General features: G+C 40.2%; 34 protein-coding genes and 2 pseudogenes. 21 read left to right on the plus strand and 15 right to left on the minus strand.

Translation table 11 applies throughout. From position 1 onward, the window contains the following. Positions 1 to 104 precede the first annotated feature (104 nt). From F8S12_RS31815 to F8S12_RS31840, 6 genes are all read left to right on the plus strand, one after another. On the plus strand, positions 105 to 374 hold the full coding sequence (locus F8S12_RS31815) for a hypothetical protein (RefSeq protein WP_196514596.1): 270 nt from the start codon (positions 105 to 107) through the stop codon (positions 372 to 374). Positions 375 to 488: 114 nt separating this feature from the next. Next, entirely contained in the window at positions 489 to 686 is a 198-nt protein-coding gene (locus F8S12_RS31820) for a hypothetical protein (RefSeq protein ID WP_196514597.1), read from the plus strand. After that, a complete protein-coding gene (locus F8S12_RS31825) occupies positions 683 to 1,027 on the plus strand; it encodes a hypothetical protein (protein WP_196518587.1) in 345 nt (114 codons plus the stop codon). Before F8S12_RS31820 ends, F8S12_RS31825 begins: the two co-directional genes overlap by 4 nt. 14 nt (positions 1,028 to 1,041) lie before the next feature. Then, positions 1,042 to 1,281: a hypothetical protein gene (locus F8S12_RS31830; RefSeq protein WP_196518586.1), complete on the plus strand. Its 240-nt coding sequence runs from the start codon at positions 1,042 to 1,044 to the stop codon at positions 1,279 to 1,281. Next, positions 1,265 to 1,420 carry a hypothetical protein gene (locus F8S12_RS31835; protein WP_196518583.1) on the plus strand — a complete coding sequence of 52 codons (156 nt, stop codon included), beginning with the start codon at positions 1,265 to 1,267 and terminating at the stop codon, positions 1,418 to 1,420. Before F8S12_RS31830 ends, F8S12_RS31835 begins: the two co-directional genes overlap by 17 nt. 22 nt (positions 1,421 to 1,442) lie before the next feature. Next, on the plus strand, positions 1,443 to 1,802 hold the full coding sequence (locus tag F8S12_RS31840) for a hypothetical protein (protein WP_196518581.1): 360 nt from the start codon (positions 1,443 to 1,445) through the stop codon (positions 1,800 to 1,802). Between the two features lie 86 nt (positions 1,803 to 1,888). On the opposite strand, the gene F8S12_RS31845 is transcribed toward F8S12_RS31840, so the two are convergent. Both F8S12_RS31845 and F8S12_RS31850 read right to left on the minus strand, forming a co-directional pair. After that, the gene (locus tag F8S12_RS31845; protein WP_196518579.1) at positions 1,889 to 2,275 is read right to left on the minus strand and encodes a hypothetical protein; all 387 of its coding nucleotides are present in this window, start codon (positions 2,273 to 2,275) and stop codon (positions 1,889 to 1,891) included. Positions 2,276 to 2,286: 11 nt separating this feature from the next. Next, a complete protein-coding gene (locus F8S12_RS31850; RefSeq protein ID WP_196520300.1) occupies positions 2,287 to 2,607 on the minus strand; it encodes a hypothetical protein in 321 nt (106 codons plus the stop codon). Positions 2,608 to 2,730: 123 nt separating this feature from the next. Between F8S12_RS31850 and F8S12_RS31855 the strand changes: the two genes are divergently transcribed. From F8S12_RS31855 to F8S12_RS31905, 12 genes are all read left to right on the plus strand, one after another. Continuing rightward, a complete protein-coding gene (locus F8S12_RS31855; RefSeq protein WP_196520301.1) occupies positions 2,731 to 3,243 on the plus strand; it encodes a hypothetical protein in 513 nt (170 codons plus the stop codon). A 65-nt stretch (positions 3,244 to 3,308) separates the two neighbouring features. Next, the gene (locus tag F8S12_RS31860; RefSeq protein WP_196520302.1) at positions 3,309 to 3,629 is read left to right on the plus strand and encodes a hypothetical protein; all 321 of its coding nucleotides are present in this window, start codon (positions 3,309 to 3,311) and stop codon (positions 3,627 to 3,629) included. After that, positions 3,619 to 4,059 carry a hypothetical protein gene (locus F8S12_RS31865; protein WP_196520303.1) on the plus strand — a complete coding sequence of 147 codons (441 nt, stop codon included), beginning with the start codon at positions 3,619 to 3,621 and terminating at the stop codon, positions 4,057 to 4,059. Before F8S12_RS31860 ends, F8S12_RS31865 begins: the two co-directional genes overlap by 11 nt. A 2-nt stretch (positions 4,060 to 4,061) precedes the next feature. Further along, complete coding sequence (locus tag F8S12_RS31870; protein WP_196520304.1) at positions 4,062 to 4,256, plus strand: hypothetical protein; 195 nt, start codon at positions 4,062 to 4,064, stop codon at positions 4,254 to 4,256. 3 nt (positions 4,257 to 4,259) lie between these two features. Further along, positions 4,260 to 4,547 carry a hypothetical protein gene (locus tag F8S12_RS31875; protein WP_196520305.1) on the plus strand — a complete coding sequence of 96 codons (288 nt, stop codon included), beginning with the start codon at positions 4,260 to 4,262 and terminating at the stop codon, positions 4,545 to 4,547. Beyond that, the gene (locus F8S12_RS31880) at positions 4,548 to 6,089 is read left to right on the plus strand and encodes a hypothetical protein (protein WP_196520306.1); all 1,542 of its coding nucleotides are present in this window, start codon (positions 4,548 to 4,550) and stop codon (positions 6,087 to 6,089) included. It begins immediately after the preceding gene. Between the two features lie 309 nt (positions 6,090 to 6,398). Continuing rightward, positions 6,399 to 6,698, plus strand: a complete 300-nt coding sequence (locus tag F8S12_RS31885; protein ID WP_196520307.1) for a hypothetical protein — start codon at positions 6,399 to 6,401, stop codon at positions 6,696 to 6,698. Between the two features lies 1 nt (position 6,699). Further along, on the plus strand, positions 6,700 to 7,014 hold the full coding sequence (locus F8S12_RS31890; protein ID WP_196520308.1) for a hypothetical protein: 315 nt from the start codon (positions 6,700 to 6,702) through the stop codon (positions 7,012 to 7,014). A 363-nt stretch (positions 7,015 to 7,377) separates the two neighbouring features. Further along, positions 7,378 to 7,632, plus strand: coding sequence for a hypothetical protein (locus F8S12_RS31895; protein ID WP_196520309.1), 255 nt, complete (start codon positions 7,378 to 7,380; stop codon positions 7,630 to 7,632). Positions 7,633 to 7,899: 267 nt separating this feature from the next. After that, a complete protein-coding gene (locus F8S12_RS31900) occupies positions 7,900 to 8,217 on the plus strand; it encodes a hypothetical protein (protein WP_196520310.1) in 318 nt (105 codons plus the stop codon). Positions 8,218 to 8,263: 46 nt separating this feature from the next. After that, positions 8,264 to 8,455, plus strand: coding sequence for a hypothetical protein (locus tag F8S12_RS41205; protein ID WP_230968411.1), 192 nt, complete (start codon positions 8,264 to 8,266; stop codon positions 8,453 to 8,455). 49 nt (positions 8,456 to 8,504) lie between these two features. Further along, on the plus strand, positions 8,505 to 8,975 hold the full coding sequence (locus F8S12_RS31905) for a hypothetical protein (protein WP_196520311.1): 471 nt from the start codon (positions 8,505 to 8,507) through the stop codon (positions 8,973 to 8,975). 29 nt (positions 8,976 to 9,004) lie between these two features. On the opposite strand, the gene F8S12_RS31910 is transcribed toward F8S12_RS31905, so the two are convergent. Then, positions 9,005 to 10,237 (minus strand): AIPR family protein, encoded by a 1,233-nt coding sequence (locus tag F8S12_RS31910; RefSeq protein ID WP_196520312.1) that lies wholly within the window; start codon positions 10,235 to 10,237, stop codon positions 9,005 to 9,007. A 34-nt stretch (positions 10,238 to 10,271) separates the two neighbouring features. Further along, positions 10,272 to 10,460, minus strand: coding sequence for a pirin family protein (locus F8S12_RS31915; RefSeq protein WP_230968412.1), 189 nt, complete (start codon positions 10,458 to 10,460; stop codon positions 10,272 to 10,274). Positions 10,461 to 10,600: 140 nt separating this feature from the next. Between F8S12_RS31915 and F8S12_RS31920 the strand changes: the two genes are divergently transcribed. Both F8S12_RS31920 and F8S12_RS31925 read left to right on the plus strand, forming a co-directional pair. Beyond that, the gene (locus tag F8S12_RS31920; RefSeq protein ID WP_230968413.1) at positions 10,601 to 11,161 is read left to right on the plus strand and encodes a GIY-YIG nuclease family protein; all 561 of its coding nucleotides are present in this window, start codon (positions 10,601 to 10,603) and stop codon (positions 11,159 to 11,161) included. A 30-nt stretch (positions 11,162 to 11,191) separates the two neighbouring features. Next, positions 11,192 to 11,395: a hypothetical protein gene (locus tag F8S12_RS31925; protein ID WP_196520313.1), complete on the plus strand. Its 204-nt coding sequence runs from the start codon at positions 11,192 to 11,194 to the stop codon at positions 11,393 to 11,395. A gap of 323 nt (positions 11,396 to 11,718) precedes the next feature. Here F8S12_RS31925 and F8S12_RS31930 read toward each other — a convergent pair whose 3' ends face one another. Together F8S12_RS31930 and F8S12_RS31935 are read right to left on the minus strand one after the other, a co-directional pair. Further along, positions 11,719 to 12,915: an acyl-CoA dehydrogenase family protein gene (locus F8S12_RS31930; protein WP_196520314.1), complete on the minus strand. Its 1,197-nt coding sequence runs from the start codon at positions 12,913 to 12,915 to the stop codon at positions 11,719 to 11,721. Positions 12,916 to 13,226: 311 nt separating this feature from the next. Continuing rightward, positions 13,227 to 14,177 carry a malate dehydrogenase gene (locus F8S12_RS31935; protein WP_196520315.1) on the minus strand — a complete coding sequence of 317 codons (951 nt, stop codon included), beginning with the start codon at positions 14,175 to 14,177 and terminating at the stop codon, positions 13,227 to 13,229. 368 nt (positions 14,178 to 14,545) lie between these two features. Between F8S12_RS31935 and F8S12_RS31940 the strand changes: the two genes are divergently transcribed. After that, positions 14,546 to 15,196, plus strand: coding sequence for a PEP-CTERM sorting domain-containing protein (locus F8S12_RS31940; RefSeq protein WP_196520316.1), 651 nt, complete (start codon positions 14,546 to 14,548; stop codon positions 15,194 to 15,196). 544 nt (positions 15,197 to 15,740) lie between these two features. On the opposite strand, the gene F8S12_RS31945 is transcribed toward F8S12_RS31940, so the two are convergent. The 9 genes and pseudogenes from F8S12_RS31945 to F8S12_RS31985 all read right to left on the minus strand — a co-directional run. Next, positions 15,741 to 16,325: a PEP-CTERM sorting domain-containing protein gene (locus tag F8S12_RS31945; protein ID WP_196520317.1), complete on the minus strand. Its 585-nt coding sequence runs from the start codon at positions 16,323 to 16,325 to the stop codon at positions 15,741 to 15,743. A 328-nt stretch (positions 16,326 to 16,653) separates the two neighbouring features. Further along, positions 16,654 to 17,829: a hypothetical protein gene (locus tag F8S12_RS31950; protein WP_196520318.1), complete on the minus strand. Its 1,176-nt coding sequence runs from the start codon at positions 17,827 to 17,829 to the stop codon at positions 16,654 to 16,656. A gap of 128 nt (positions 17,830 to 17,957) precedes the next feature. Continuing rightward, on the minus strand, positions 17,958 to 19,067 hold the full coding sequence (locus F8S12_RS31955; RefSeq protein ID WP_196520319.1) for a substrate-binding domain-containing protein: 1,110 nt from the start codon (positions 19,065 to 19,067) through the stop codon (positions 17,958 to 17,960). A gap of 30 nt (positions 19,068 to 19,097) precedes the next feature. Beyond that, complete coding sequence (locus F8S12_RS31960; protein WP_196520320.1) at positions 19,098 to 19,808, minus strand: hypothetical protein; 711 nt, start codon at positions 19,806 to 19,808, stop codon at positions 19,098 to 19,100. An 8-nt stretch (positions 19,809 to 19,816) separates the two neighbouring features. Further along, a complete protein-coding gene (locus F8S12_RS31965) occupies positions 19,817 to 21,529 on the minus strand; it encodes a VWA domain-containing protein (protein ID WP_196520321.1) in 1,713 nt (570 codons plus the stop codon). 609 nt (positions 21,530 to 22,138) lie between these two features. After that, a pseudogene (locus tag F8S12_RS31970) lies at positions 22,139 to 22,423 on the minus strand (hypothetical protein); the annotation flags it as partial. Between the two features lie 250 nt (positions 22,424 to 22,673). After that, positions 22,674 to 24,134, minus strand: coding sequence for an ISLre2 family transposase (locus F8S12_RS31975; RefSeq protein ID WP_196520322.1), 1,461 nt, complete (start codon positions 24,132 to 24,134; stop codon positions 22,674 to 22,676). Positions 24,135 to 24,348: 214 nt separating this feature from the next. Continuing rightward, positions 24,349 to 24,624, minus strand: a pseudogene (locus F8S12_RS31980) (DUF4351 domain-containing protein); the annotation flags it as partial. Positions 24,625 to 24,736: 112 nt separating this feature from the next. Beyond that, positions 24,737 to 25,429 (minus strand): ATP-binding domain-containing protein (locus tag F8S12_RS31985; protein WP_196520323.1); only part of this gene is annotated, 693 nt, incomplete at its 5' end.

The following is a 25,429-nucleotide window of genomic DNA, read 5'->3' on the forward strand; positions in this document are numbered from 1 at the left end:
GCTATCAGCAAGAGTTTCTGGCGGCATTTGTAATTTGAGATGCGTCACTTTGTAAGAGATGCTAAAAAGCTACATTTCATCTTGAAATATTGTTTGGGTAAATTATGGAAATCAAGACTATTGCTGTAACTTACACACGTAAGTTCAATTTAGGCGACTATGAATCTTTAGAGTTAAGTTGCTCACTATGGGGACAAATTGACCCAAAAGAAGAAGATGCACAAGGGGCGACACAATTTCTATTTCAACAAGCAAAGGATTCAGTTAAGGAAGCTGCAATTCCAGTAATTAAAGCTTCTACTCATCAAATGAATAAAGCCAAAGCGTACAAGCACTCTGCAACAAATCAATTTGACGAACTGGATAAATTCTAATAACTGAAATTCACCTTTTAAATTCAAAAATATTTTAGTCAAGCATTAATACTGCTTGGCTATTTTTTTTCAGCCATCGCTTTGCCCCCTACAAACCACAACAGGAAAGACATCATGCCTAAAAAAGCTAACCCAGTCCCAAAAGACCATTCCCAGTTATGCCTTCAGTACCTCCGCCGTTGCGGTGGCAGCGCTCGATTATGCAGTATCAACTTTAGCTTGGGAGTGATTCAAACATTGGTCAATCAAAGAAGAGTAAAGATTACAAATACAGGTGCAGGATTTTTTGTGGAGTTAGACGAAGCGAAATGAAAACACAGAAAGTAACTCATCAATCATCTTTGCCTTCAAACACTTGTAATAAATTAGTTCTTCGTCGGACTCGAAAAAGATTTAACTCCAAAGTATTCAATGACCGCACCATAGAAAGAACTGCAATCGCCTCTCTGCTTTTAACTGGGTTTTTAGGAGTAGGGGCGATGGGATGCTGGGGGTTAGAAGTAATCGAGTTCAATGCCAACTCTAATACAATCACTAACTATTGGGAGCGCCAAAAGAATATTTGCTTGGGTGCAATGTTGCTTAGTTGTTCGGTATTCTTGGGCAGTTCTCTAGTCGGAGCAAGTTTCAGTGTTCACCGGGACAAATTTTAGGGAGAGAAACAGCAATGGAAATCAAGTTAACCACATCAGAGATTCGGGCTATCTTGCAAGGGTGTCAGTATACGTTGCGGGTGGTTGGGAGTAGTAAGGATTATCGTAAAATTCAATCGTCCAAGTACTTCTCTACATCAAATGATGTGGTGCTAAATGATGCTTTTAATATCTTGGGAGAAGTTGTAGACGCAATTGTTCAGGTGGAGCAATTTAATCAACAAGGAGAATCCGGTCATGGAACAGGAAATTAAAAATGCAATTGGTTTGGGCAATCCTGAACTCGTAATAGAATCGAAACCAAAACCTGAACCTGAACCAAAACCAACAGTAACGATTTACGACTTCTCTTCTTTGTTATCAAAGCACGAACCACCGAAAAAACAGAGATGAAAAGAATTCAGTTGATCCTCAATTGTGCCATTGCAGTTTTCGCCTTTTCCACTACTTTAAGTGGCTCTCTCCTGGTTTTCGGGCAAAAGAAACCGAACTATTTCAACATCACAATACCTGCTCTTTCACAGCGAGGCTGGCTTTTGGTTTGGGTATGCTTGGCGCTGGATTAACCATGCTTTTGGCTAATCGGATTGAGGCAGTCGAAACCGGGGATTTACTCCAACCTAAGCCTATCCCCTTTCCCTGCCGAGGTTGCAGGTACTATCACGGGTCGAGTTATGGCGGTGTAACACTCAATTGCGCTATTCATCCTGACGGCTGTGAGGGTAGCCAATGCCCGGACTGGCAAGCTTTTAACCATCTAAATTTAGAGGAGTAAGAAAATGACGTTAGCGCTAGATAATCGCTCTCAAAACAAAGAATCGTCCTTAACTCAAGCATTGCGACAAATACAGGAGTTGAACTCTAAAATTGCTCAGTTAGAGCAGCACCATCAAAACTATGTGCAGGAGTTACCTGTTTACCTGTAACTCTAAGAATGATTTCTGGTAAGTCCTTTCCAACTGCGTTGGTGTAACAAGCGTTATAAATTGCTTCAGCTAGATGCAATTCGGCAAATGGATTTCCTGAGAGTTTAAACTTAATTTGAAACAGGGTGAACTTTTTATTAGGCTCCAGCTTTTTCATATAAGCCAAAGTCAACAACCATAACGCTTGCTGTTTGTCTACTTGACGAGCATATTGTGGAACTTCACACAACCTTAACCATTTGCGCCAAGTACGCTCTGCTATGGTACGGCAGTAGACTTGCTCACATGAAATTTTCAGCCAGTCTAAAGGGTATTTTTCCATAGCGTTTTTATTTACTCCTCCGTAGGTATTGCTGATTCGTCTACTAAAAATGTTTCCCAGTCAACCGTTTCAATATCGAACACGTCTTTCAATCCGTTGTTTTTGAGTATGTCTGCTATGAGTTCACCAACCGTAGAGTGATTGATAGCCGCTTCTTGTTTCAAGTCCTGACAAACTTCTCGCCAATTCCCATCGCTGGAAACTCGATCAATTAAAATTGCCTCAGCCATACGAGTCTTGCTTACTCCTCTGGTGTGTCCCCACAAAATCAGACGTATCTCTTTAACTAAAGGAAGGTTGACGGAAAATCTACGATCGCGTTTGTCTGCCATTTTTATGATGCCAATTAGATTCCATAATTGTACTTTTTAGCGTCCTAATTCTTTAATTATAATGCTATCTTTAATAGATGGATGCTAAAATAGCACCATTAATTGTATAAATGGAAGCACATTGTGGAAAAAATTCAACAAATCCTTCAAACCTACAATATAGAAGTCACTGAGTCAGAAATCCTTCAACTCTGCGCCCAAGTTGACACTGACATTGACCAATTGACTGATCAACAAGCCCAAGCAATCGCTATTCAGATTCTTGACCAACGCAAACAATCTGGAGCATTAGCTAATACCAATGGCAAATCTAAAAATGGCAATGGGAAAGTCGGTAAAAACTCACCCCGCCGCAAAACTACTCCCCCATTACAAGGAGCGATCGCTCACGCATCTCAGGTTTCAAACCAAGAAATTCAATCCTTGGAAGATGTTCTCAACGTCGGGATTGATGCTTACACAACTGATAAAGCAGACCAGTTGCTATCAACGATTCGCAATGCTCCCAAGGACGTGGTGAGCAAGTTTGTCTCTAAAGCGATGGAGGAAGAAGCTGATGTAGAATCCTTTCGTGCAATCGGTAACGAACTCGTTGAAGGGATTTTCGGTATTAGCTTGGCAAATGCAGCCGAGTAAATTTTTGGGATTAGCGGCAGCATTGAATATGCTGCTGCTGACGATCATTTTGGGAGTGGCAATTCATGGAGCAATACAAAGAACGGACAAGACAACAAATCAATATTCACCTGAAGACCGATGGCGAGTTGAATCTGTCAGGACTAACGCTAAAAGATTTGACTCCAGAAGAGTTCATTATCCTCCAAGAACTGATTGATGAATCGAAAGTGCGATCGCACAACGCCAACAGAGTTGAGGAATTGATGCAGCGAGGTTTGATGGCTCAAGGAGTGATTGCAGCCTTTGCTATTTTGATGTTTTCGTTCATCGGCATCTACGGTATTTATCGTTATATCGGTCAACAAGCTCAACAAATTCAGGAGACGTATAGCAATGTTAGGTAAATGGCTTCCTGGTTTATTTGGTAGTAAAAATGACGGTATAGTTTCAACAGATTTAAGAGTGGGAGATGCTACCCAAATTGAGGGAAATCTACCTTCATCAATCCGCGATCGCTACACATTACCTGCTTACACTACAGCACAGCAAGTGTTGGATGAGGCTGAGGTGGCTGGCACTTTGAAGGCACAGAAGTGGCTACATACAAAGTTCTCCCGGCACAAGCTCAAACAGTTGCAATCTTTGGCAGAAATGTATAAAAACCAATTGGCATATTCCCAAGAAGCCATGAAGGTTGAGGAAGATTTGCAGCGTACCAGGGCGTTACATGGGGAAGCAGTGATTCGTCATGCTTTCGGTTCACAGGAACAGCAACGCCAGTTGGGGGGATATGAGAAGGCATTTGATGAAGTAGGGGATAGTTTCAGGTTTTGAATATGACCCACGAATTTTATTTAGTGATTAATCAGGTTATTCCTGGCTTGAATACACAAATTAACCAAGTCACAGACCTCAACAATTATTGTTATGGTTTGTACGACAATCTGTGTTATCAACTGAAAAATTCCGAACAATTCATTATTGCTCGTGCTTGCCCAGTCAAACAAGGTAAAAAACCAAACCTTCCTTAAAAAATGGAAATCAAATTATCTATAGTTGGTTACGGAGTATGCGGGATTGGAATGTCTATGTTCATGGGTTATTTATCAGTAGCCAGTCCCATCAGTCGGTTTGTGCTGTGGATAATTGGCATGGTGTGCGTTTGCTGTTTGGCTTTGGGGTTATTTAATTTTGGTGGATTAGTTGCTAAAGGTTTTGGTTTTAATCGAAAGACTTTTACCATTGGGCTGATGCCTGGGGTGATATTTACTTTCGTATTCTTGATGTTAGTTAGTGCTGGTGTAGCGTTGGGGGTGAGGTAAATGACATTTGAATTAGAGCGCTTAAGTTCTAGCGCTGTGATTAATGCGGAGCGAACTATTTTGTGTTCATTGGGCGTGTCAGCAGTTATGTGTCTGTCTGCCCCTTTTTTCTTAAACACTGACCGATTAACAACTGGGATGTTGCTTGGTGCTGGTACTGTTTGCGCTGGACTATTTGGTGTGTCTGCTCAAATTAGTGAAAGTAAAGAAAAGGTGTATAAATCTTTGCAAGAAGCTGATTTGAAAGCGCTCAAGCAGCACTTACAGGGACAAGCAGCTTATGATTATGTGACGACTGCGATTGCTGCCAAGCGCCGAGTTGCTGATTATGTAAATCGTCTGCCTGTTAATGAAAGACCCCGGTGGATAACTGAATATCAGTTACAAGGATTGGTGACACTTCCCGAACCACCAGCACAACAATTACCCCCACGTCCTGGTATTCCCAATCCCGATATTGCTGACATTGATGAAGAATTAGTGCAGTCGGTGATTAATCCGGGTGCGATGAAGGTAATGCATGTCATTGCTGCTAATTATCCTGAGTACATCAGAATTGATGGTGCTTGGATCGATGAACTGTGTAATGCTGCATCTAATCAAAATATGACTCTTCGCAGTAATCACCATTTTTACCTTTCTGGCGGTACACAGTCTGGGAAGTCCACTCTAGCAGGGGTGATTATCAATAAAATTGCTGTCAAATCTCAAACGCCAGCTATTGTCATCGGCAGCGACCCAAAGGATGATGTCACCAGATGGCTGTGCAAGTTTAGCCGTAAGTTTGATGGCATGAAAGAATTAAGAAATTGGATTACCTTTGCCACAGACCAAATTGACAAGCAGAAAGCAAGAGTTGCAAAAGTTGGTGGTGAATGTCAGGGTATCCCGGAATTATTATTTGCTCAAGACGAGGTGGACTCTGTATTTGGTGGTGGCAAGGGACTTCCAGGAATGGTTGATGCTGATACTGCCAAAGATTTGCAAGGTTTTTGGAACTATGTCATCAAATTCACCGCCGGACTTAAAGGACATGGAATCTTCATGGGCCAATCCCCACTTTCAGGGGAAACCGGATTTAGTCGCCCGTCCTTGAAAAATGTTTGCTTTATTGCGATGGGGCAGACATCAAGTTATATCCTTGACCATCCCCAGGACTTTGTAAACGTTAAAAAGGAGATTTTGGAAGTTTTGCGGCAGGCTTGTGAAATGTTAGATAAAGCCGGAGTTCGATATGCCCTAGTGATTCCCACTCGGTCTAATCCTTTTGTTGCCCTAATCCCGGAATTTGATATCAAAGGTCTGGAACAAAAACAAGATTCCAAACCGAATGATGACACTCTTGGTAGTTCTAAAAATAATCAGCAATCCTCACAACAGCAAATTGACTGGTATGAAGAAATTAGAAAATGGGCAACAGAATTAGGAAGAAGACCGCATTTTCAGGAAATCAAACAGAAGTGGCACGAATTAACGGGGCAAGAGTTAAACGAAAAGGGGGTAACATTACTATTAGAAAATCTCGGCTACCCGGACAATTAAACTGGAATGCTAGATATGGCAATCCTGCGAAATACAGGAAACAAGTAGCGATTGCACACAAGAGGACTCACAATTATTGTGTAGTTTGTTTAAGCAGACGCAGTGAACAAATTCACCATGCCTATTATGGCAATGACGCTATTGGAATATCAACATTTCCGACGTGTGCTATTTGTCATTCTTTTGTTTGTCATAATCCGAACAACTGGATTATTTGTCGTAGTAATCCAGTTTGGGGGAATCGCAATACTGACGAATTTATTACGAGGCTGCGATTAGGATATCAATTACTTTATGGAGGTGTTATTTATGATTAAACTATTGCTCAGGTATGCGCCTAATTCTGTGATTGATGCGGTTAATGCTATTTCTTTAGCAGAATTAGACAGCCGAGGTTTAATAGTGTGGGCTGACGCAACGCCGCTAGAGCCACAAGATGAAAACTCAGCATTTAGTTTAGCTTCTCGTTTCACTGAAGTAACGCCTGATAACATATTAGAAATTTTCAAAATTATTGCTCAAATATACACTAATTACGGCGATTGTTTAGCTCTTAAATACTTGATGGAGCTTTCGGCAGAATACTTTGGATTAATTGAAGTTGAATAAAATGTATAACGAACACGACGATTTGAGTTTTGAAGAACAATTACACCTGACTGAATCCCTTATCAGACAGCGACATAATCAGCAGATGTTCTTGCGTCGAAACGCCCAATTGTTGCAGCAGGAGTTGGAGATTGAAGCCGAACTGTTAGAAGAGAATCCAGAGTTAGCCCAGACGATTTATTCTTTTAATATGCAGGAGATTCAAGCCCAACAGCAAGGATTATTTGGTGTTATGCAAGGGGATTCAACCCCTAAAGAGCAAAGTGTTTGGAGTAGGTTTTTTCCGGGATTGAGAGGTAATTATGGCGTGAAATAAATCAATTTCCTTAGATGTTGCTAACAAGCTTTTTGACGTAATTGGAGTTTCTTTTGAGCAGAACGAATTAGAAGGTGGTTATCTTGCCAAGCATGAACATAAGACCTTAATCAGACCAACGTTAACTGCTTGCTGCATAACTGTTTTGAGTGATTGGGTAACAGTAAAGGAGGAATAAATTTATGCTACAACTGGCTCAGGTAAATCCAACTTCCTTCAGTCTGGTTTGATTAATAAGTTTTCTAAGTAACCATTAATTTCAGTACACAATCCTTGTAGTACATCAGTTCGTATCTCATTCAAATGCATAGCGCTATAACAAGCTAAAGCGCCGTACTTATCAAAAACCAAAAATGATTACTTGTGAAAATTCCTAATCAGCTTGAATTTAAAGGTAACACGATTGAGGCACACGAGAACCATAAAGGGTTTGAAATAATCGTTACCTATTACCAACCAGATCCCTACGATGTAGGTTCTTATATCTACTACATCAGAAATTCTAGTTTGGAGTTAGTAGTCGATAGCTATAAAGACCGCTCATCCGGTGAAGAGTCACTACAAAAAGCATTAAATTTTGCAAGATTCACTATAGAAAATCACTTGATTGAAGATTAACTATAGCTTTTAAGCAAGATATGAAATTTGACTGTAGAGCAATAGGAGATAAGGACAAATAGGAATTAAAGTGACTTATTGAGTTTATATAGAATCTAACTCTGGCACAAAAGCAGATGTGTTAACCAGTTGTCCAAAATCTTCTTCAAGTCACACAATACTTGGGCGATCGCTTAACTGATACCGTTTCACTTTAAAATTGATACAAATAGCCAGCAGGGAGTAGGGGGAAAGAATTAGAGACCAATCATTTGTATCAGGCATTTCGTGAAATGGTATGAGCGTGGTTTTCAAGTTCAATTTGAAGCACCATGCAACGGTGGTAGAGCCGATATAGTCACGAGTTGGCAGGGTGGAGCGATCGCAGAAGTCAAGAAATACCTCGACCGCGACACCATTTATCAAGCTGTTGGTCAACTCAACCTTTACGGTCTGAATAACACGCATAAACTCGTGGTGATGGGTTTTCTTACACCTGATGCAAGGGGGCAACCATCAGCACTTCATACGGCTTCAATGGTTGAGCAAAATCCCCGCATACAAGTGATTTTTGTTAATGTTGATCAACGAGTGGTTGCCCGCTAGTAAAGCGCAAGTCAGATTTGGGAATTTCAGCTTTTGGAATTTCCGATTGCCTCAACTACCAAACTTCAGGGATTGGCGTTGGTGGTTTAATTTGGCCAAAGCTAATCCCTTAATTTTAGTTTTTGCAGTCGCTTTGGTTTCTATTACGGCATCCCAACTTAAGCGAGAGTTTACTGATTGTCAACAAACTAACCAGATGCTGAGTTGTTTGTTTTTTGAAAAGTCTCCGATGCCTTAACAGCTTTAAAATTTGATATTTTGCTACAAATGTACCCAGCTTCCGATATATGAAACATTTACTAGAAATTAGCAAATCCGAATTTAATTTTTCTTTATTACAAAGAGATGATAATTTCATTGAAGCTCAAATAATTATTCCATTTGCTCATCAGGAATTATCAAAAGCCCTCATCTTACTTTCACAAAAAGAATGGCAGCAACAGATAGAAAATTATCGCTTTTCTTTCAAGAAGGCAAATAATGAAGATGCTCAAATCAATGAGATTCTCCTAGAAATTGAATTTTATCAAACAACTGATTCTATCTATATATTGGCGAAACCAGACTATATTATGGGAACTAGCCAAGTTAGAGTATTACAACATGCGCTCAACTCCAGTAAGCTTTTAAGTGCTAAAGAGTACGTAAGTATTAATAAAATTTTGATCCCTTATGAAAGACTTTTAAGACGTTCAATGAATAAAGAAAATACAGAATTAGGATTTTATTATTCCTTGTCGCCTTTTGTTACGAAATGAGTTAGCCACTTGTCTAAGAGAAACCATGCTTACTTTTTACTTGCTTGCACTCGCCTTTTTGTCCCTTGTGTCACCTTCGCTTCTGATTCTTGCTTACTGGAATTAACCATTTTCATCAAGTGCTGATTTAAATAACTCTGCGCCAAGATATACAAACTTTCCCAAATTTCTTGGTTGCGACTGATTTTTGTACCGACTGTATTTCCGGCTGTTTTCTCCGATATCAAGTATTTGCGGAAGTAGTTAGCCCATAGGTGTTGCAGAAAATCCTCAGCGAATTCTTCAAATGGCAGAATCCATGTATAGTCTTCGTTTAGGAATACTCGATAAGATGCAATTATCGGTAGTGCCAGATCCGTTGGCGCACCAAACCCAAAGGAGTACTTACTGTCCGGTAGAAGGGTAGTTTTACGTATATCAATTGATGCTAAGTCATTGACACCCTTTCTTCTGGGGTTGCTGATATGTTCTTGGACGAGTTCGTACAGTCTTTGCTCTATCCACAGAGCATGAGTTAGCAGAGGCAGTAAAGCGGTTAATCTTTCCCTTTCCGTGTCTGTGATGTTAGACGGAATACTCAGACCTGTTGGGTGCTTGGTTCGTTTATTGCCGTCGGGGTTATATCTATTTCTGTCGAGGCAGTAAAGCAGCTTCAGCAAATGGTTCACATTACACTGGGCGTTTCTAGGAGCGCCGCTTTGATTCTGGTAATAGGCGATGCGAAATTTTCTCTCTTCTGTATTTTCTAAATTAGCTAAATACTGCTTGAGAAATTTGTAATCACCTCTGGCGTTGACTTTGGAACGCGAATCTACTGGCGTTGTGGTATTTGAAGCTAGGGCTATGTCTTTGGCTGCTTCTTCATCAAGTCCAATGTGAATCGTAACTTTTACTCTGGCTTGGGTTAGGTCGTATTTATAGTTTTTTGCTTGCTCAAATCCTAAAACCGTATGCCCTCCGTTGATAATCCCATCACTACCTCCCTCGTTAGCTTCTAAAATTTCTAGTTCGAGTGAGGTTTTGCTTGGTTTAACTTTATTGGCTGACAGAACGATTCCACTGTGACGAGAGAAGAACTTTTCGGGTTGAGTAGTCAGGGAGTCAAAGACTTGTCTGTAGGTCGCGCTTTTGCGGTTTGGTTCCCTGATGTTCGGTTCTAGGGGGAGGTCTGTTGGAAACGTGTCTACATGAGCCGTGGCGATGATGCAATTAGGGTTGGCTTGAAAATAGTTATCTATTTTTATGTTCCAAGTTTTGGGCATACTTTGTTTCTTGATGGAAGTAAATTATTATATGTCACGCAAGATTAATATAAGGATGTGGCCGGACATCGATGCCTTGATTTGGAGGTATAACCAAAGGACCAAGATGATCAAAAAAGATAAACGGCCCAACCATTTGGCGATTAGGATACGGCAAACTGCGGCGGGCAAAAGACCCACCCAGATTCTTAACTTCTGGTTCAATCAGTTGAAGGATTGCCATGAGTCATACGAGGTAATTAGTAAATGCTGGAATTATTAACAGTATATCGACTTGAAAACAAGCTAGCCTATTCGGTGTCGCTCCTTAACAGTTAATTCTGAGGGATAATCAGCTAGTCGATAACGCTTTTTATAATACCCTTGGAACCCAACCAGCTAAATTTATTTTCTGATTTGACCGTCACAGCAGCACCCAGAGCAGATACACTGGTGATGAGCCAGGATGCTTTGGTGCATTGGAAATCTCAGATTTTGGATTATCAGCAACGGGTGAGGGAAAACAAGCCACCTCTTCAGGTCACATTATTCGACATTGCACCCAACAACTATGACGCAGACCAAATTGATCCGCTTTTGCTGCGACTTGTGCCAATGTCATTTTATAGGATGCCAGCAGATAACCCAGGGGAAGCGTGTCTGTATTTCATCATTGACTCGGCGGCTTCTGTTGTGCTGTATGTGGGAGAAACCTGTCGCAGTAACAAGCGCTGGAAAGGGATTCACGCCTGTAAGGATTACATAGCAAGCTATCAGGATTTAAATTATCGCTATGGGTTGCAAACAGCAGTAAACGCTGCGTTTTGGTGGGATGCTCCAATTGACCGACGCGCACGGCAAGAGTTGGAATTGAGTCTGATTTTAAAGTGGCGATCGCCTTTCAATAAGGAGAATTGGGAGCGCTGGGGGCAACCCTTTGGGTAAACTGTTTTTTGATACTTGGGGCTGATTAAAATGTCTGATAATTTTCGTTTTCAAAATCCTGAACAACTACAGCAATGGCATCAGGGTATAAAGGATGCCAACCGCAACAATATTTTCTGCCATTGTCGTGCTTGCGGTTATGAATGGATAGATTCAAATCTTGACACTACGTGTATTAAATGCAGTAGCAAAGATGTAGAAAGTATTTCATCTTGGCAGTTTCCAGATGACTAAATCGAAATGCTTATTGAATAGTGCGATGGCGAAGCGAGTAGAGCGAGTGTGATTGTTGTTTTGGGAATATCCCTCTTCCGTCACTTTCCCTGGATAGGGCTTGCTGAATAAGTCTAGAGAAGCAAATCTAGAAGCCACACAGCTTACAAAATAGTTGTTTCATCGCTCAGTTTCCAAATTTACCCAGCGATCGCTAAGATTGTGCAAGGGTTTTGGGACTATAGATGTTATGATCTTGCACTTGTTTGTTGGAAAAACGCTTAAAACCCTTATCTGGTCTATATTACACTTCTATTCAGCAACCCCTAAGTCTCCTCAATATATTACAAAAAGTTCACGATCCCCAGACGTAAGATTTCTCGCGTAAAGTCACAGGAATACCCGATAGTTGCATCAGCAAGAAACTTGCCAGCCAAACACTCTTTTGTTACCCCATAACCCCCAAGAATTTCAACTGCTGTTTGTGCGTTTTTGATTGCAACATCCACTGCAAAGGTCTTGGCGGCTGGTGCTTTGATTGTGGCGGCAAGTTGGGGAGAAGTTTCTGCTGTAGCTGCTGCATCCCATACTACCAGTCGTGCAGCCTGGGTGTTAATCATCATATCCGCTAATTTTAAAGCCACTGCCTGATGTTCGATAATCGGACGACCCCAACTAACTCTTTGCTTGGCATAATTCAAAGCATAATCATAAGCAGCACGAGCTAAACCAACATAAGAAGCTGCCAGCCCTATAGCTACTTCTGGAAGCAACATCAGGAGTTTTCCTGCTTCTCCTTCTTGTCCAATCAGATTTTGTGCAGGGACTAGGACGTTATCCAGGCAAATCTCAGCATGATGGGAAGCTTTCCAACCAATCATCTGTGTCTTTTTGCCAAACTTAATCCCAGGCGTATCTGTTGGAACATAAAAGATAGATAAACTTTCGCGCAAAGGTTTATCCATCGCTGTACGGGCAATGATAAAGTAGGCATCCGCAATTCCAGCATTTGTGACTAACGAGGATTTTGTTCCATTGAGGATGTATCCATTGCCCTCGCGTGCTGCAAAGGTCTTCATCCCAATATTGGGATCTGGAAGCGGGCAGAACAAATCAGAGGTGGCGACATTCGGTTCACTCTCTGCGGCACTGAATAGATGTGGTGTTCCAGATTTGACAAAAGATAGTATTCGTTTTTGCTGTTCTTGGGTTGCAGCTCTGCTGACAAACAGCGACATAGCTGCGGTGAGATTAAAGTAGCTACAAGCAATGCTGACATCAACAGCGCCTATTTCTTCTAACACTACAGCCAAGTCTATGCACTTTCCACCCACACCTCCTAGCTCTTTTGGAACCATCAAGGATGTAAATCCTAATTCAGCTCCCTTATAGAAAACGCGTTTGCAAAAATCCCAAGGTTCCATCTCTGGATTGTTAGACTCTTCAATTATCTGAACAATAGGCTCAATCTCGTTTTGAGCAAAGTTACGCGCGAGAGACTGCAACATCTCCTGTTCTTGAGTGAGGCTGAAGTCAATCATTTTTTATTTTCTCTTTATTTCTACAGTGCAAATATACAACTTTCTTTGATGTACTATAGCTTTATAATTAGTATCAAAATATCGGTTTTGTAAGCAGATTTTCCTATTTAAACTTTGTGTAGAAGTAGAAAAGTCTTTGTATAGACTAGCTTTAGGATATGCACGTCTCTTTTAAAAAGTAAGCACAAAAGAAAAATAAGTCAAAAATACCTATAAAAAAATCAATTAATATAGCCTATTACAAGATATCTACTAAATTAGATAAGCTTATCCCGTATTTTAGACAGGCTATATGACTATATGAGTTGGTTTTAATTATCCAAAGAATTATAGGCAAGATTCAGTTTGGTGGCTGACTCTTCTAATAAGCGTTGTTCATCAGCATTTCTTGGTAACACCAGTTGGCGCTCAATACCTATTGAGCTAATGATACACGGAAGTCCAAAAACAACTTCACTGCCAACTCCATAGCTAGAATCTGCTCTCACTGATACTGGAAATATCTGTTTTTCATCTCGCAGGATGGTATCAATTAACTCACAAACAGCTATTGATATGCCATAGCTAGTATTTCCTTTACGTTCAGAAATGTTATAGCCTCGCTTACGGGTTAACTCTGCGTACTCTTGGTGAATTTGCTCTAGCGTCACTCCTTGTGGTATAGAAAATTCCGTTAACGCAATTCCCCCAATAAATGCACTAGACCAGACGACAAATTCACTGTCTCCATGCTCTCCAATCACATAAACATGAACATCTTGTTTTGCCACATTCAGTCGCTTACCAAGTTGATATCTCAGTCTAGCAGTATCAAGAACGGTTCCCGAACCGAAAATTAGGTTTTCTGCTCTCGTGGAACTGGCGATTGCAATCCGCGTTAGTACATCAACTGGATTGCTAACAATAAGCACAATTGAATTCGGTGCAACTCGATCCAATTCTTTCATCGTCGAACGTATTATCTCTGCATTGTCACTCAATGTATCTAATCGGCTCTGTCCAAGTTTCTGCTGTACCCCAACAGTCACGACAATCACATCAGAATCAGCTAAATCCTCATACTTATTTGATGGTATAATCTCCATCTCTTCAAGTAGCGGAATACTGTCTTCAATATCCCATGCTTGCCCCTCAGCTTTTGATAAGGTTCGGTCAAAAAGCACGACTCTCACACATTTACGGAGTAGCACTAAAGCATTTGCTACGTCTGCACCTACATTCCCTGCACCAATGACCCCGACCTTGGATGTTTTGCTACTCATGTCGTATCTACCTTTTTTGTAACTGTTTTTTGCTTTGGGTTAAGAATATAACTGATATTGTCCAAAATCACGCAATTCGGCAATTGAATTGTGCAATCATTCCATCCAACAGTGCCATTACTTTTGAACAGTATCCTGTGGCTTAATTCACATAAGGCGTTTAATACTCTTTGTGGTGCTATGACTGACGACAGTAATGTCTTAAGAATCCGCCGATTAAAAGATTAAATGATTTCTAAAGATACATCAAGCGGAGCGACAATTTTTTCATTGTCGCTGCAATCTAATGTGCTGTATACTGTTTTCGGCAATCAAAAAAGTAATATTTTTTACATAAGCATTTCCTTGAAGATAGGTAATATTAAACAATGCTAACGGTACTTCGCTCTTACGCTGCATGGCTTGTTCCAGCAGCTTTGACTTTACTGAGTTTTGGATCGGGGAACGAGAAGGCGATCGCACAGACTCTGTTCCCATTTAGTGGTAACTACGACGTAACAATCGCTGTTGAGCCGATTAACGAGAAGTTTTCACGGGCAATTGAACGGGCTGTAAGTACTGATGCACTATATGGACTCACCGAATATAACGGTTTAGTTTACGCCCTAACTGACTTCTCTACTGGCCTGTTCACCTTTAACACCGATCCAACAGCAATCGGCTTAGAGGGCTTCCCAGAAGGCTTTATTGAATTCAGTGGTAGCGGTGCTAACAAGGTATCTGGAACCGCTACTGCCACCGCTTTAATTGACTTTGTAAACCTCAGAGGGTCTGGCTCTGGTTCTTTGATTATCACTGGCGGTGAGGGTATATTCAGAGGTGCTACTGGCATACTAGACTTTTTTGAGAACGACACAATCAGTCCAAATCCAAACGATCCCATAAGAGGACAGGCTTTAGTTATTGGCACTATTAAGGTTGTTCCAGAACCGGATACCGGAGTAGGGACGCTAGTTGGTATTGGCTTAATTGGAGCTGGTTTTATGTTGCGCCGACGTTGCCTTCGCTCTGCTTCATGAGCCACTCTAACCCCTAGAACACCGATTCAGTAACAGGCGATCGCTTCGGCGCAAGGCTCCCCCGCCTGATCGCCTATAGCGCAAGCTTCGCTATCGCGTAAGGAATTGCAAAAAATCTCTATTTTTTCTCGCAATCCACAATTTAAATCGTCTAAATGAGAAAATAGTTCATTTGTTCGCTTTGAAAGGGCTGGCTGGTTTCTTTTACAGTGAGCTAGTCTCCAAAGTTGGCGAGGCTATTAGGGTAGCTGATGGTGAGCCTTGCTGGAATGCATCTCTGAGGCAGTGGCAAGTTTGGGTTAACTTTGCTTGGGGGTGTACTTCTGTGGTGTGCGATTGGCTGGCGGTGGGAGCAACGCGAAAAAGTGAGATCGGGATTTGGTTCTCAATTACACCCCTATATTCTCAACAAAGCCTGATTTTTTAGTTGCGATCGCATCCTGAAACAAGCTATGTGCGTCCCAGGTTTCAGCACCTCACAAAATCGCGTTGCTCCCCTGGCGGTGGTGTAGATCGAGAAAGCTTTGGTAAAAAGTTGAGTAATTCATGCTTCCGATTTCGTCTTCCCGGCTTTTTTAGAGACAGCAATTGCACCAACTCCAAACAATAGACCTAGTAGGGAAGTAGGTTCAGGTACTGATGTAGATGAAGAACTCAGGGTAATATTGGCAGCAGAATCTTGATAGGTGTATCCTCCTAGCAGTCCCACCTCACCCCTCAAGGTAATTTCAGAGCTTGAAGTTCTTTCTAAGGTATATCTAGGAGCATCAAAAGCAATGCCAAAATCAACCACTAAATTCCAATTCGACCCCGAATCAAGCTCAAAATCGACATCTGGGGTTAAGTCACCGACAATAGTAGAGCCGGGATTCAAATTCAGGTCTAGATTGTTGACGGATAGCTCCCAATCGCTCAAAGTCCCGGACTCTGAGTAAACCACAAATCCCGAATATTCGCTCTCTTCTGGCAAAAAGTTCAAAAGGAAAGGGTTAGCATCGACTAAGGTAAAATCACCCGAAAATTCTTGTTTAGTTAGAATAGCTCCCAGCACGGGAGTAGCAGAAAATACGCTTGCTAGTACAAAACCAATTAGGGCAACGCTAACTTTGGGGAGTCGAACTTGATTCATGGATTGGATATGCTATTTAAATTTGTTGAAGGTATGCTATCACATCCGTGGCAACTTAAGATACACTCAGTACACCAAAAAGTTCTGCAATCGCTCAAGCGAAGAAAAGAATTACTCAGTACATTAACGAGTGATGAGCGCTGGGGGGATGATATTGGAGTTTGAGGATCTTGAGCCATCCAAGTCTGAGCAGATGATAGCGATTGCACCTGATTGGGTGGAGTGGATGGGGTGAGATTTGAAGCATCGGAAGATTCCGATTTTTATAGCTTTTGGGGCAACAAGCCGTTCCATGATGGCTGAGTGGGAAATCCTATCGAAGCACTTTTCAATTATTCAATTTAAGAAATTCTGTAATCACGTCACGCCATTCTTCAGCAGTTGCTTTGGAATAGCTAGAGTACAAAGTCAACTTCTTTCCAGAGTCAAGGATAAGATGAAGTTCGTAGGTAGTATCACCATCACTATCTTTTTCGGAATTAGAGATTTGCAGACTCACTTGACCTAAGAGAAAATATTCAGATTCTTCTGGAAGCGAGAACTTTGTAACTGTCAGTTTATGCTGGTTCCGGTCAAAATTCCAAATTTCATATTTTGATTGACGTAAAGTTAATTTTTCACTTTTTTTGTTCAAATTCAATAATTGCTGAATTTGAACAGCTACTTGAAAAGCAAATTTTGGGCTTCCGCAAAAAAAATTTTCTCCTTTATATGCTTCTTCAACTTGCACTCCATGCAACAAATTACTTATCAATTGTTTTTTCGAGTCAAGAAGAAGATAGAGTTGGCAATTTATCCCAATTTGCAGACTGATTTGACCTAACAATGAATACTCTTCTTCAGTCTTCCTTTGGAAAGGATACAGTTTAGTAATTGTCAATTTAGACAGTTTGGTGTCGAAATCCCATGTCTCACCTAATAAATCAAAAAAGATTGGCCAAATAATAAAAAATATGATCACAAATATTACTGGAACTTCCCAAAGGCTAAGAAACACGAATGCTGGTGCCATTTCGACCCATCTTTGACTTTGTTGATTTACCTGTAAAATACGTTGATTAGGGTTGGCAACAAAGAGATTTATCTGATTGACAATCGTCTTTAATTCTGCCTCATCTTCCTTGGTATCCTTAACATAACCGAAGTCTTGCTTTTTAGTTTTTGAATACAATTGAATCTGATAAGTTGTGTATATACCGTCATCTCCAGATCCTTCTTGTTGAATGACTTCAGCCCCCGTCAGCTGTATTGGAGGTTCTTCATTAGTTTGAATAATCGTTTTCTCTTGCACTCGACATTTTACCTGAATCGGTTCGATACGAGTACAGTTTAGTATCTGCTGGCGAGGGGCGGTCAGTATAATAATAAAAAATGCTGGGAATAGTACAAAAAGTGGGATTATCCAAACTAAATGCAAGATAGATAGCAAAGGATAAACAACCGATGAAGCACTATTGATAATAAAGCGATCTGAACTTTGTTGAATATTTTGAACAGTAGACATATTTGTTCTCAGGAAAAATACTAGTTTTAGCAAGCAATCATTACAATTGTTTCATTGCATAGTTTTATTCTGACTGACTTGGATGTTGAAAATCATTTATCAAGTTCTTGTCGCTTGAGATTGAGTTATTAATTTACCCTTTCCCAAACGCGTTGAATTTCTGTATTTATTTGGTTATTTGACGGTTGTACAATGTTAATATTTGGCTTGACTTCTGTACCCGGAATATTCTGATTCCACGGACTATTCGGTACAGTTTTTATATCCACGGCATTATTCACCGGACGAAATCCATATTGAACTAGGACTGCTTGTTGTTCTGGTTGGATGAGAAAGTTGAGAAATTTTCTGGCAGCATTGGCAGTGGCAGCATTAACATCCCGACGAACAATAACAGCAGTAGCAGTAGTTTCAATCGAGGGATCTAAATAATAGATTTTGTAAGGTTTACTTTGATTAATCGCTGATTGTTGCCAACGATAAAGGGCAATACTTTCATATGCTGTAGCCACATCAGCATCATTGGGGCCTTTGGCAATAAATTCTTGCAGCAGAATATCTGTAGAACGGGGTGGCTGGTAAACTGATTTTTTGACCAAACTAAATAGCGATCGCACAGATGGATCATTTAAACTTGCATTGTTAAGATTTGTGCCGATTTTCGATTGCGCCCATAGATTTAATGTCAATTGACCGCTATTAGAACGAGTCGGATCAGTCGTGACAAAATCAAAGCTACCCCAGTCCTTTGCACCACCGATCTTTTCCCAATCACCAGCAAGCATTGCTTGTTCAATTCTTTGCCACTGGAAGCGTCCATTGGGAAACAAGACTTTACCACGTTCTGGCCAAGCAATACCCACTAGCATTGTTTTGGCTACTGGTTGCGGAGAATCATAAAAGGGTTCAGCGTTATTCGTTGCTTTGAGGCGATCGCTTAATTCTGTTACAATCTCTCTGTTGGCTGGAATTAACACTACTGGTTTAAAATCGTTTTTTTGGTCGATGTAATTGTTAACTATTTCTTGGGAACCTTGAAATTTCAGTTCTAATTTAATATTCGGGTTAGCTTGTTCAAATTTCGCTTCTAGTTGTTGCAATGGTTCTTGTAGTTCTGTACCGCTAACAATTACTAAGGTTTGTTGCAATCCCGGTAAGGGGGCATAGGTTAAACCTAATGCTGACAAAATAATTGCTACAGAGGTGACTATTTTGCCAGATTTTGATTTGTTCTTCATAAATTTAGTTTAATAAAGTTATTTTTGAACTCAGAGGTAAACATTTTCTTGTAAACTCACCATTTCTTCGCTGAGTAATTGCAGTTGATTAATTTGCTCTGATTCGGTTAAATCAGCAGTATGCAATTTCGTTTGCAATCGCTGTAATACTCCGGCATAATCTTGGATTTGGGTAGAAAGGCTGACAATTTGAGCGAGGCGAATGTCTTGACCTTCTTGTGCTAATTTAATGTTACGTTGTAGACTTGCTGCTAGTTGATCCAGATGTTGCTTTGCCACATCCGAACTAGACTGGAGTTTCTGCTGTACTTGCGCTAATTGTTGTTGTAATTCGCTGACTGAAAGTAAGGTATTGTTCACCTGCAAACGTTGGGCAAGATTGTCAATTTTCGCTGGAATTTCCACAGCGAAATCGCAACTGATTTCTATTGATGCTAACAGTTCGACATTAAAGGTATCAGTTAACAATCTTTTTGCTTCTAATCTAAATTCGTTTGCTTGATTGACCAAAGCTAAAGCTGAAGTTTTTACAGTTTGCAGTTCCCGTTCTAATTCGGGATTTTGTAAATTAAATGATTCGGGTTCACGAGATTGAAAATAACTAGCACCAGCCGCAGCAATGCCAGCAGCTATAGGCAACATAATTACACTTGGCAAATTAACAAAACGTACACCGACAATCAGAGAAATTCCTCCAGCTAAGACTGCTATGGGATAATATAATGGATTTGCCAGTTTCATATTTTTAATTAAAACTCTATTTGTAAATCTGCCATCAATTTCGCAATACTTTCTGGATCGCCCTGGGAATAATAACCGCCATTTAAATCAGCAATTTTTTTGAGGGCATCGGCGTTAAATTCGCCTTCATTCCCGTAACCCACTGTGAAAAATGCTATTCTTTGGTCGCTATTAAAACCACTTTTTGGTAACTCTTTTTCCAGTTGTTCTAGGGAAATTTGGGAGCCACTATCTTCTCCATCAGTTAAGATTAGAACTGCATTAATCGCATCTTTACGGAGATTTTGTTGTAACCAGTTCCGAGCAAAAATGGCAGCATCATATAAGGCTGTACCACCATCGACCTTCAGTCCACTCACAAATTGTAAACCGCGATCGCGTCCTTGGGGTGTACCATCCACTAATACTGGTGGTCGAATTTCTGAGTCAAAATCAATCAGGGCTATTTGTTCTTGTTGACCCAAAGTATTGATATAAGTTAATACTGTATTCTGAACTGCTGCTAACTTTTCACTCTCCATTGAACCAGAAGAATCCACTACTACCACCACCAGCGATGGTTTTTTAGCATATTCTTGCCAAGATTTCAGCATCGCTTCCACAACTTCTGGTTGGGGTGGCCGTAGTGAATCGTACTTTACTTGTGGATCAACTCCAAATTCTGGGCTAAATTTTGCTCCCAAAGCAATCCCTGGTGTACCTGGACGTAAACCCAAACTTGTGGCAATGTTCTGAATTTCCGGCGATCGCAAATACGTGATAACCTTTTGTGCTGCTGCTTTTTCATCAGCACTTACCCAAGGTGCATTTGGCAAAATTGCTCGCATATTGGAGCTAAATGTCATCTTAGGATAAACTGCTTCATAATGCTGTTGTCCTGGCTGTAAATTGGCATTAGCCGCAATCACACTAGACTCGTATACCGAACCTACCGAAGCCCAAAACTGACCATTTTTGACCATTGCTTTGGCTAAAGAATCAGTAGAAACACCATAACGGGTAATCTTATTTTGGATTTGCTGAATTTGCGGCTGAAACTTCTGCACATCAGCTACTGTTAATTGTTCTGGACGCTTACCCGATACACTCACAAATTGGGCAACAAGAGTTTGTAATCCAGAATTAGAACGAGTTGGTGCTGTGTGGACATAGTTTACTACTAAGGGTGGTGCTGTGGGATCAATGTCACGATGAGTTTTGGCAGTGACAAAAGCCTTGTAGGGGTCAGGAACTTTTCGCAGTCCGCGTACAATATCCGTCTGTGCCATAAACACCATTGGACTACTAGCCACCAGTGGCGATTCTATGATTTCAGGAATGTATTTTTGTCCAGGAAACAGTTGGTTAATTTGGTTAATTAACTGACTTTGATAGATTTCTCCGTCTACGGAAACGATGGTGGGAAAGTCTGGTGCATCAGATGTTAATGTCCCTTTCTTCAGTTGGGTTGCTAAAGTAACTAACTTGGTGACGACATCACCACTACCTACCGAAGAACATTTCACCTGAAAAGCCGTGCCATTTTCTAGTTGAGGTTTTGTAGCATTAAAATTTGTTGCAGCTTGGTTGCAAAAGTCTCCCAAGGCGCTACCCACTAATAGGTTGACTGTTAAACCCCCAAAATTATCTCCTGAATTGGAATTGCTATCACAAGCTGTCAACAACAAAATACCAAAGGCTGCTGTGAGGCTAATTGTCAATGGACGAGATTTAAAAATCATACATGTTTTAAAAGTTATATTTTATACTGCTATAATAAAAGCTGGTAGCTACTCTTAAAAATTAGAAACTGTAATCTTGTCAGTTTACCAAATGTAATAAATCTGACCAGAGTCATGATCAAACATCATCAGGCGAAATTTAAGTACAGTGCTTCCGTTCTTGATGTTAATTGACTAAACCTTGTATTCCGCCTACCACAAAAAAAGTCAACCCTGCTAAATGTAACAGAGGGTGATCGAGGAATTATGCAAAAACATTTGAAATAACCAGATTAAATCTGACCATTCCCCATGAATCAGACAGTATTTCTTAGTGGGAACGGGTTAAATATTACGCTCAGTTAGTAATTGAACGGGTGGAACACGGGATTGATGCGGTAAAACAATTACTCAGTGCATTAACAAGTGATGAGCGCTGGGGGGTGATATTGGAGTTTGAGGATGTTGACCCGTCTAAGTTTGAGCAGATGATAGCGATTGCGCCCGATTGGGTGGGGTGGATGGTTTGAATTGTGGCGATCGCTATAAACCAATTTACAAGAGAAGGCAGTTCAAGCTTGCCCAAAAATGTATCAAAACTTTAGTTCTGGGTCTAACCGGAAAAATTCTTCAATGTCTGCCAAATCTAGCAATCAATTCCTCCCGTGACAATTGCATGAGCAATGGAGTAAATTCTTCAGGGAGTAATGCTAGTACTGGTTCAATAATTGCTTGAAGTTCTTTATCTAATGAACCAAAACGAACTTGTAATAAGTTTTCGACTACAAGACGTTTCCCTTCTTGTTTGGCTCTTTCGCGGTCTTGCTGATAAAGTGGTTCTAATCGCATAATCAACTCCCGATCATCTGATTCTAAATCTTGATTGATTCTCAAATTCTCACGCAAGTTATAAAGGGAGCAATGCGATTTTGTGAGGTCGGACAAAAAAAGTGCGATCGCTAAAAATTATATTCAAGTACGGAGTGATTTTATTTACAAATAAAATATTGATTCGCAGGAGAATTCATCTTGATGAGATATCTCAAAAAGATTGCTAGTAAGTCATTTGACGATTATTTCCCAAAATATCTGTAACAAGCCTTTGATATTTAGTATCAATTACAGCAACCAATAGCTAAAGATGAGAACGCAAGTATAAAATTAATCAAGCAGTTTGAGGTTTAATAAAGGAATTAAAGATAGAACCACAAAAATTATCCCAACTTTCAGCTATCCATTGACAACGCAGATGTAAGATAATTTCTGCATTTTCTTTCAACCAAAATTTACTATTACCCTTGATTCTTAAGTTGACAACTTGACGGATTAAACTCTCAATTGCCCCACTACCTATTGGTAGTTTTTGGTCTAGTATCTTAGCGTAATTTAAACGCCTTTCACGATAGGCACGTAAAAGGTAATTTCTCTGTACTACCATCGTTTTACAACGTTCTCCAGTAGCTTCAAAGATAAATTCATCCATCTGCCTAATTATGGTCATTGCATTACTTTTTTTTAAAGTTCTCCGTGCTTTTTTAAACCAATTATTGCGCTCCTTATCATCACTAAAAGCTACATCGGCAAATTTATGTAGCCGCTCAGTAACATGGTAAAAATCAAATAATTGATAAGTGGCATCGGGAGATTTCAATTTCTTTAAAAGAGGAGGAATATGTTTCCAAATCCATTCAGCACCGTCAGCAATTAGTAAAACTTGTTTTGCTTGACTAATTCCCAAACTAATCAGATGCATTTCTAAAATTGGTAAAAAGCCTTTATAGTCTTCATAAGTGCCATCATTTACAATCTTTATTTCGCCATTTTTAACTTTTTTACCCTGTTCATCAACCACATAAATTGTTAATAATTTTGGCTCAACCCATTCCCCTGTAAAGCCGTGCTTGTTTGTTTTGAGATTTTTTCTACCTTTTTTATTAATCCTAATTCTACTCCTACCACCATCTACAGCAATTACAACTCTCTGGTCTTTAAGTATATTCCCATCAGGTAATTTACCTTGTTGCAAGTTAGATATTTTAGTTTGACGTAAATCAATGCCGATTTGACCAAATTTATATGTCAATCGTTCAATTCGTTTAAGACTAATATTAATTCCCCAATCACCCAGGATTGTATGTGCGGCTTCAAAAGAACTAGCTATGGCACCATATTTTGTAATATCTGACCAAACCAATGGGGCCAAGCCTTCTGACATTCCTAACCATTTTAACAAGGGACAGAATCCAACATTAGTAGATTTATTCTTCGCTTTTTTTTCTCTTTTTTGAACAACGTATGGTAATTTAAGATTTACTACAACATTACCTACTGTTAATATTTCCCTCTTCGTATAACCGTGTCTTTGCGTGTCGGTATGCCACCATCCTTTGGTTTGATTAATTGCTGTTTGATGAGCCGACTCTGATTGAGAAAGCTTATGCAATAATATGGCGATACATTGACCCGCTAAAACTAACGCAGCGTGTCTAATTGTTTCTTCTCTTTCTTTAACTATTCTTCCAGACCATTCCTCGATATTTTTTAACTCTAAAAGTTTGGTCACATCCTCTTGAAAATCTGATAATGAATCGGCAAAATTTAGATTTGCATATATGTTTTTCTTCATAAAAGTAGATACTTCCTATTTCAAAACTATTCTTGAAAGGAAATTTTACCTTTTTTATAGTCGCAACAATGTACAGAAACCTCGTTTTTAGAACAGGTTGTGTCTTCTAACGAATATTACTCAGGTCATTGTATTAAATGTTTAATATGTACGTAAGAGTTTATTAGCGATCGCTCTCCAGGTGGGGTTATCTCACAAAATCGCATTGCTCCCAGAGAGCTTTTACTTCTAGTAATTTTTGAATACAATCACAAATTTCATCACCAGAAGCGGCATTGCGAAATGGTTCTAATATTGCCGGGGATTCGGCAAATCTTCCCAGTAGCCCTAGCACTTCTAAATTAGAGGTTTGCTGTGCTAAAGGAGTAAATAGCACATCAATTTCTTTGATCTCTCCTGATACTTTTTGTGATGATTTTACATCTCCATAAGGTTTTAACAGTTCTTCAAGATAATCTTTGGCAAATTCGTCATGAATAAAGCGAGTCATTCAATTTGGTTTATTTGAAATTGGTTTGAAGTGATTAATAATATTTTATCTGTATTTACAACCCATTTTAATCACACCTCAAATTGAAGCCGATCACGGTATTACTTCCTTACTATCGTAACTTCGCCACAACCAACAAGTGCTGTAATCGCGTATACCGCCGTTGGTCATCAGTAGAGCGTACAGCAAGAGAGATCGCCTTTTTAGAACCAATGACGATCGCTAACTTCTTGGCACGAGTTATACCAGTGTAAAACAGGTTCCGGGTCAACATCATATAGTGCTGCATATAGATTGGCAGAATTACCACTGGATATTCTGACCCCTGGCTTTTATGAATAGTTACGCTCCAGGCTAAAGTAATTTCATTCAAGTCAGCGTAATCATAAATGACATTGCGTTCGCCATACTGAACAGCAACTTCCTGCTCGACAGTATTAATGTCGGTGATAATTCCCAAATCTCCATTGAAGACTTCACGCTGGTAATCATTCATTTGTTGAATGACCCGATCGCCAACTCGCAGTATCATCCCACTTCTATTAATCTCCACCTTGGACAGTGTAGGTGGATTAATCAACTGCTGCAATACTGTATTGAGATTACGAGTACCGACTACCCCCCGTGTCATGGGACAAAGCACCTGAACATCAGTCGCCGGATTAAAACCCAGGCCGGGAATCAGGTCAGTAATCACCTCGCAAATTGCTTGTACACCATGCTCCGGCTGATGTCCACCGCCGTGCCACAGACAATCAGACACGGAATTGTCAGATATTGGCTCAATTGTGGGATAGATTCCTCG

It is taken from the genome of Nostoc sp. WHI (assembly GCF_015714725.1).
Classification (GTDB): Bacteria; Cyanobacteriota; Cyanobacteriia; order Cyanobacteriales; family Nostocaceae; genus Nostoc.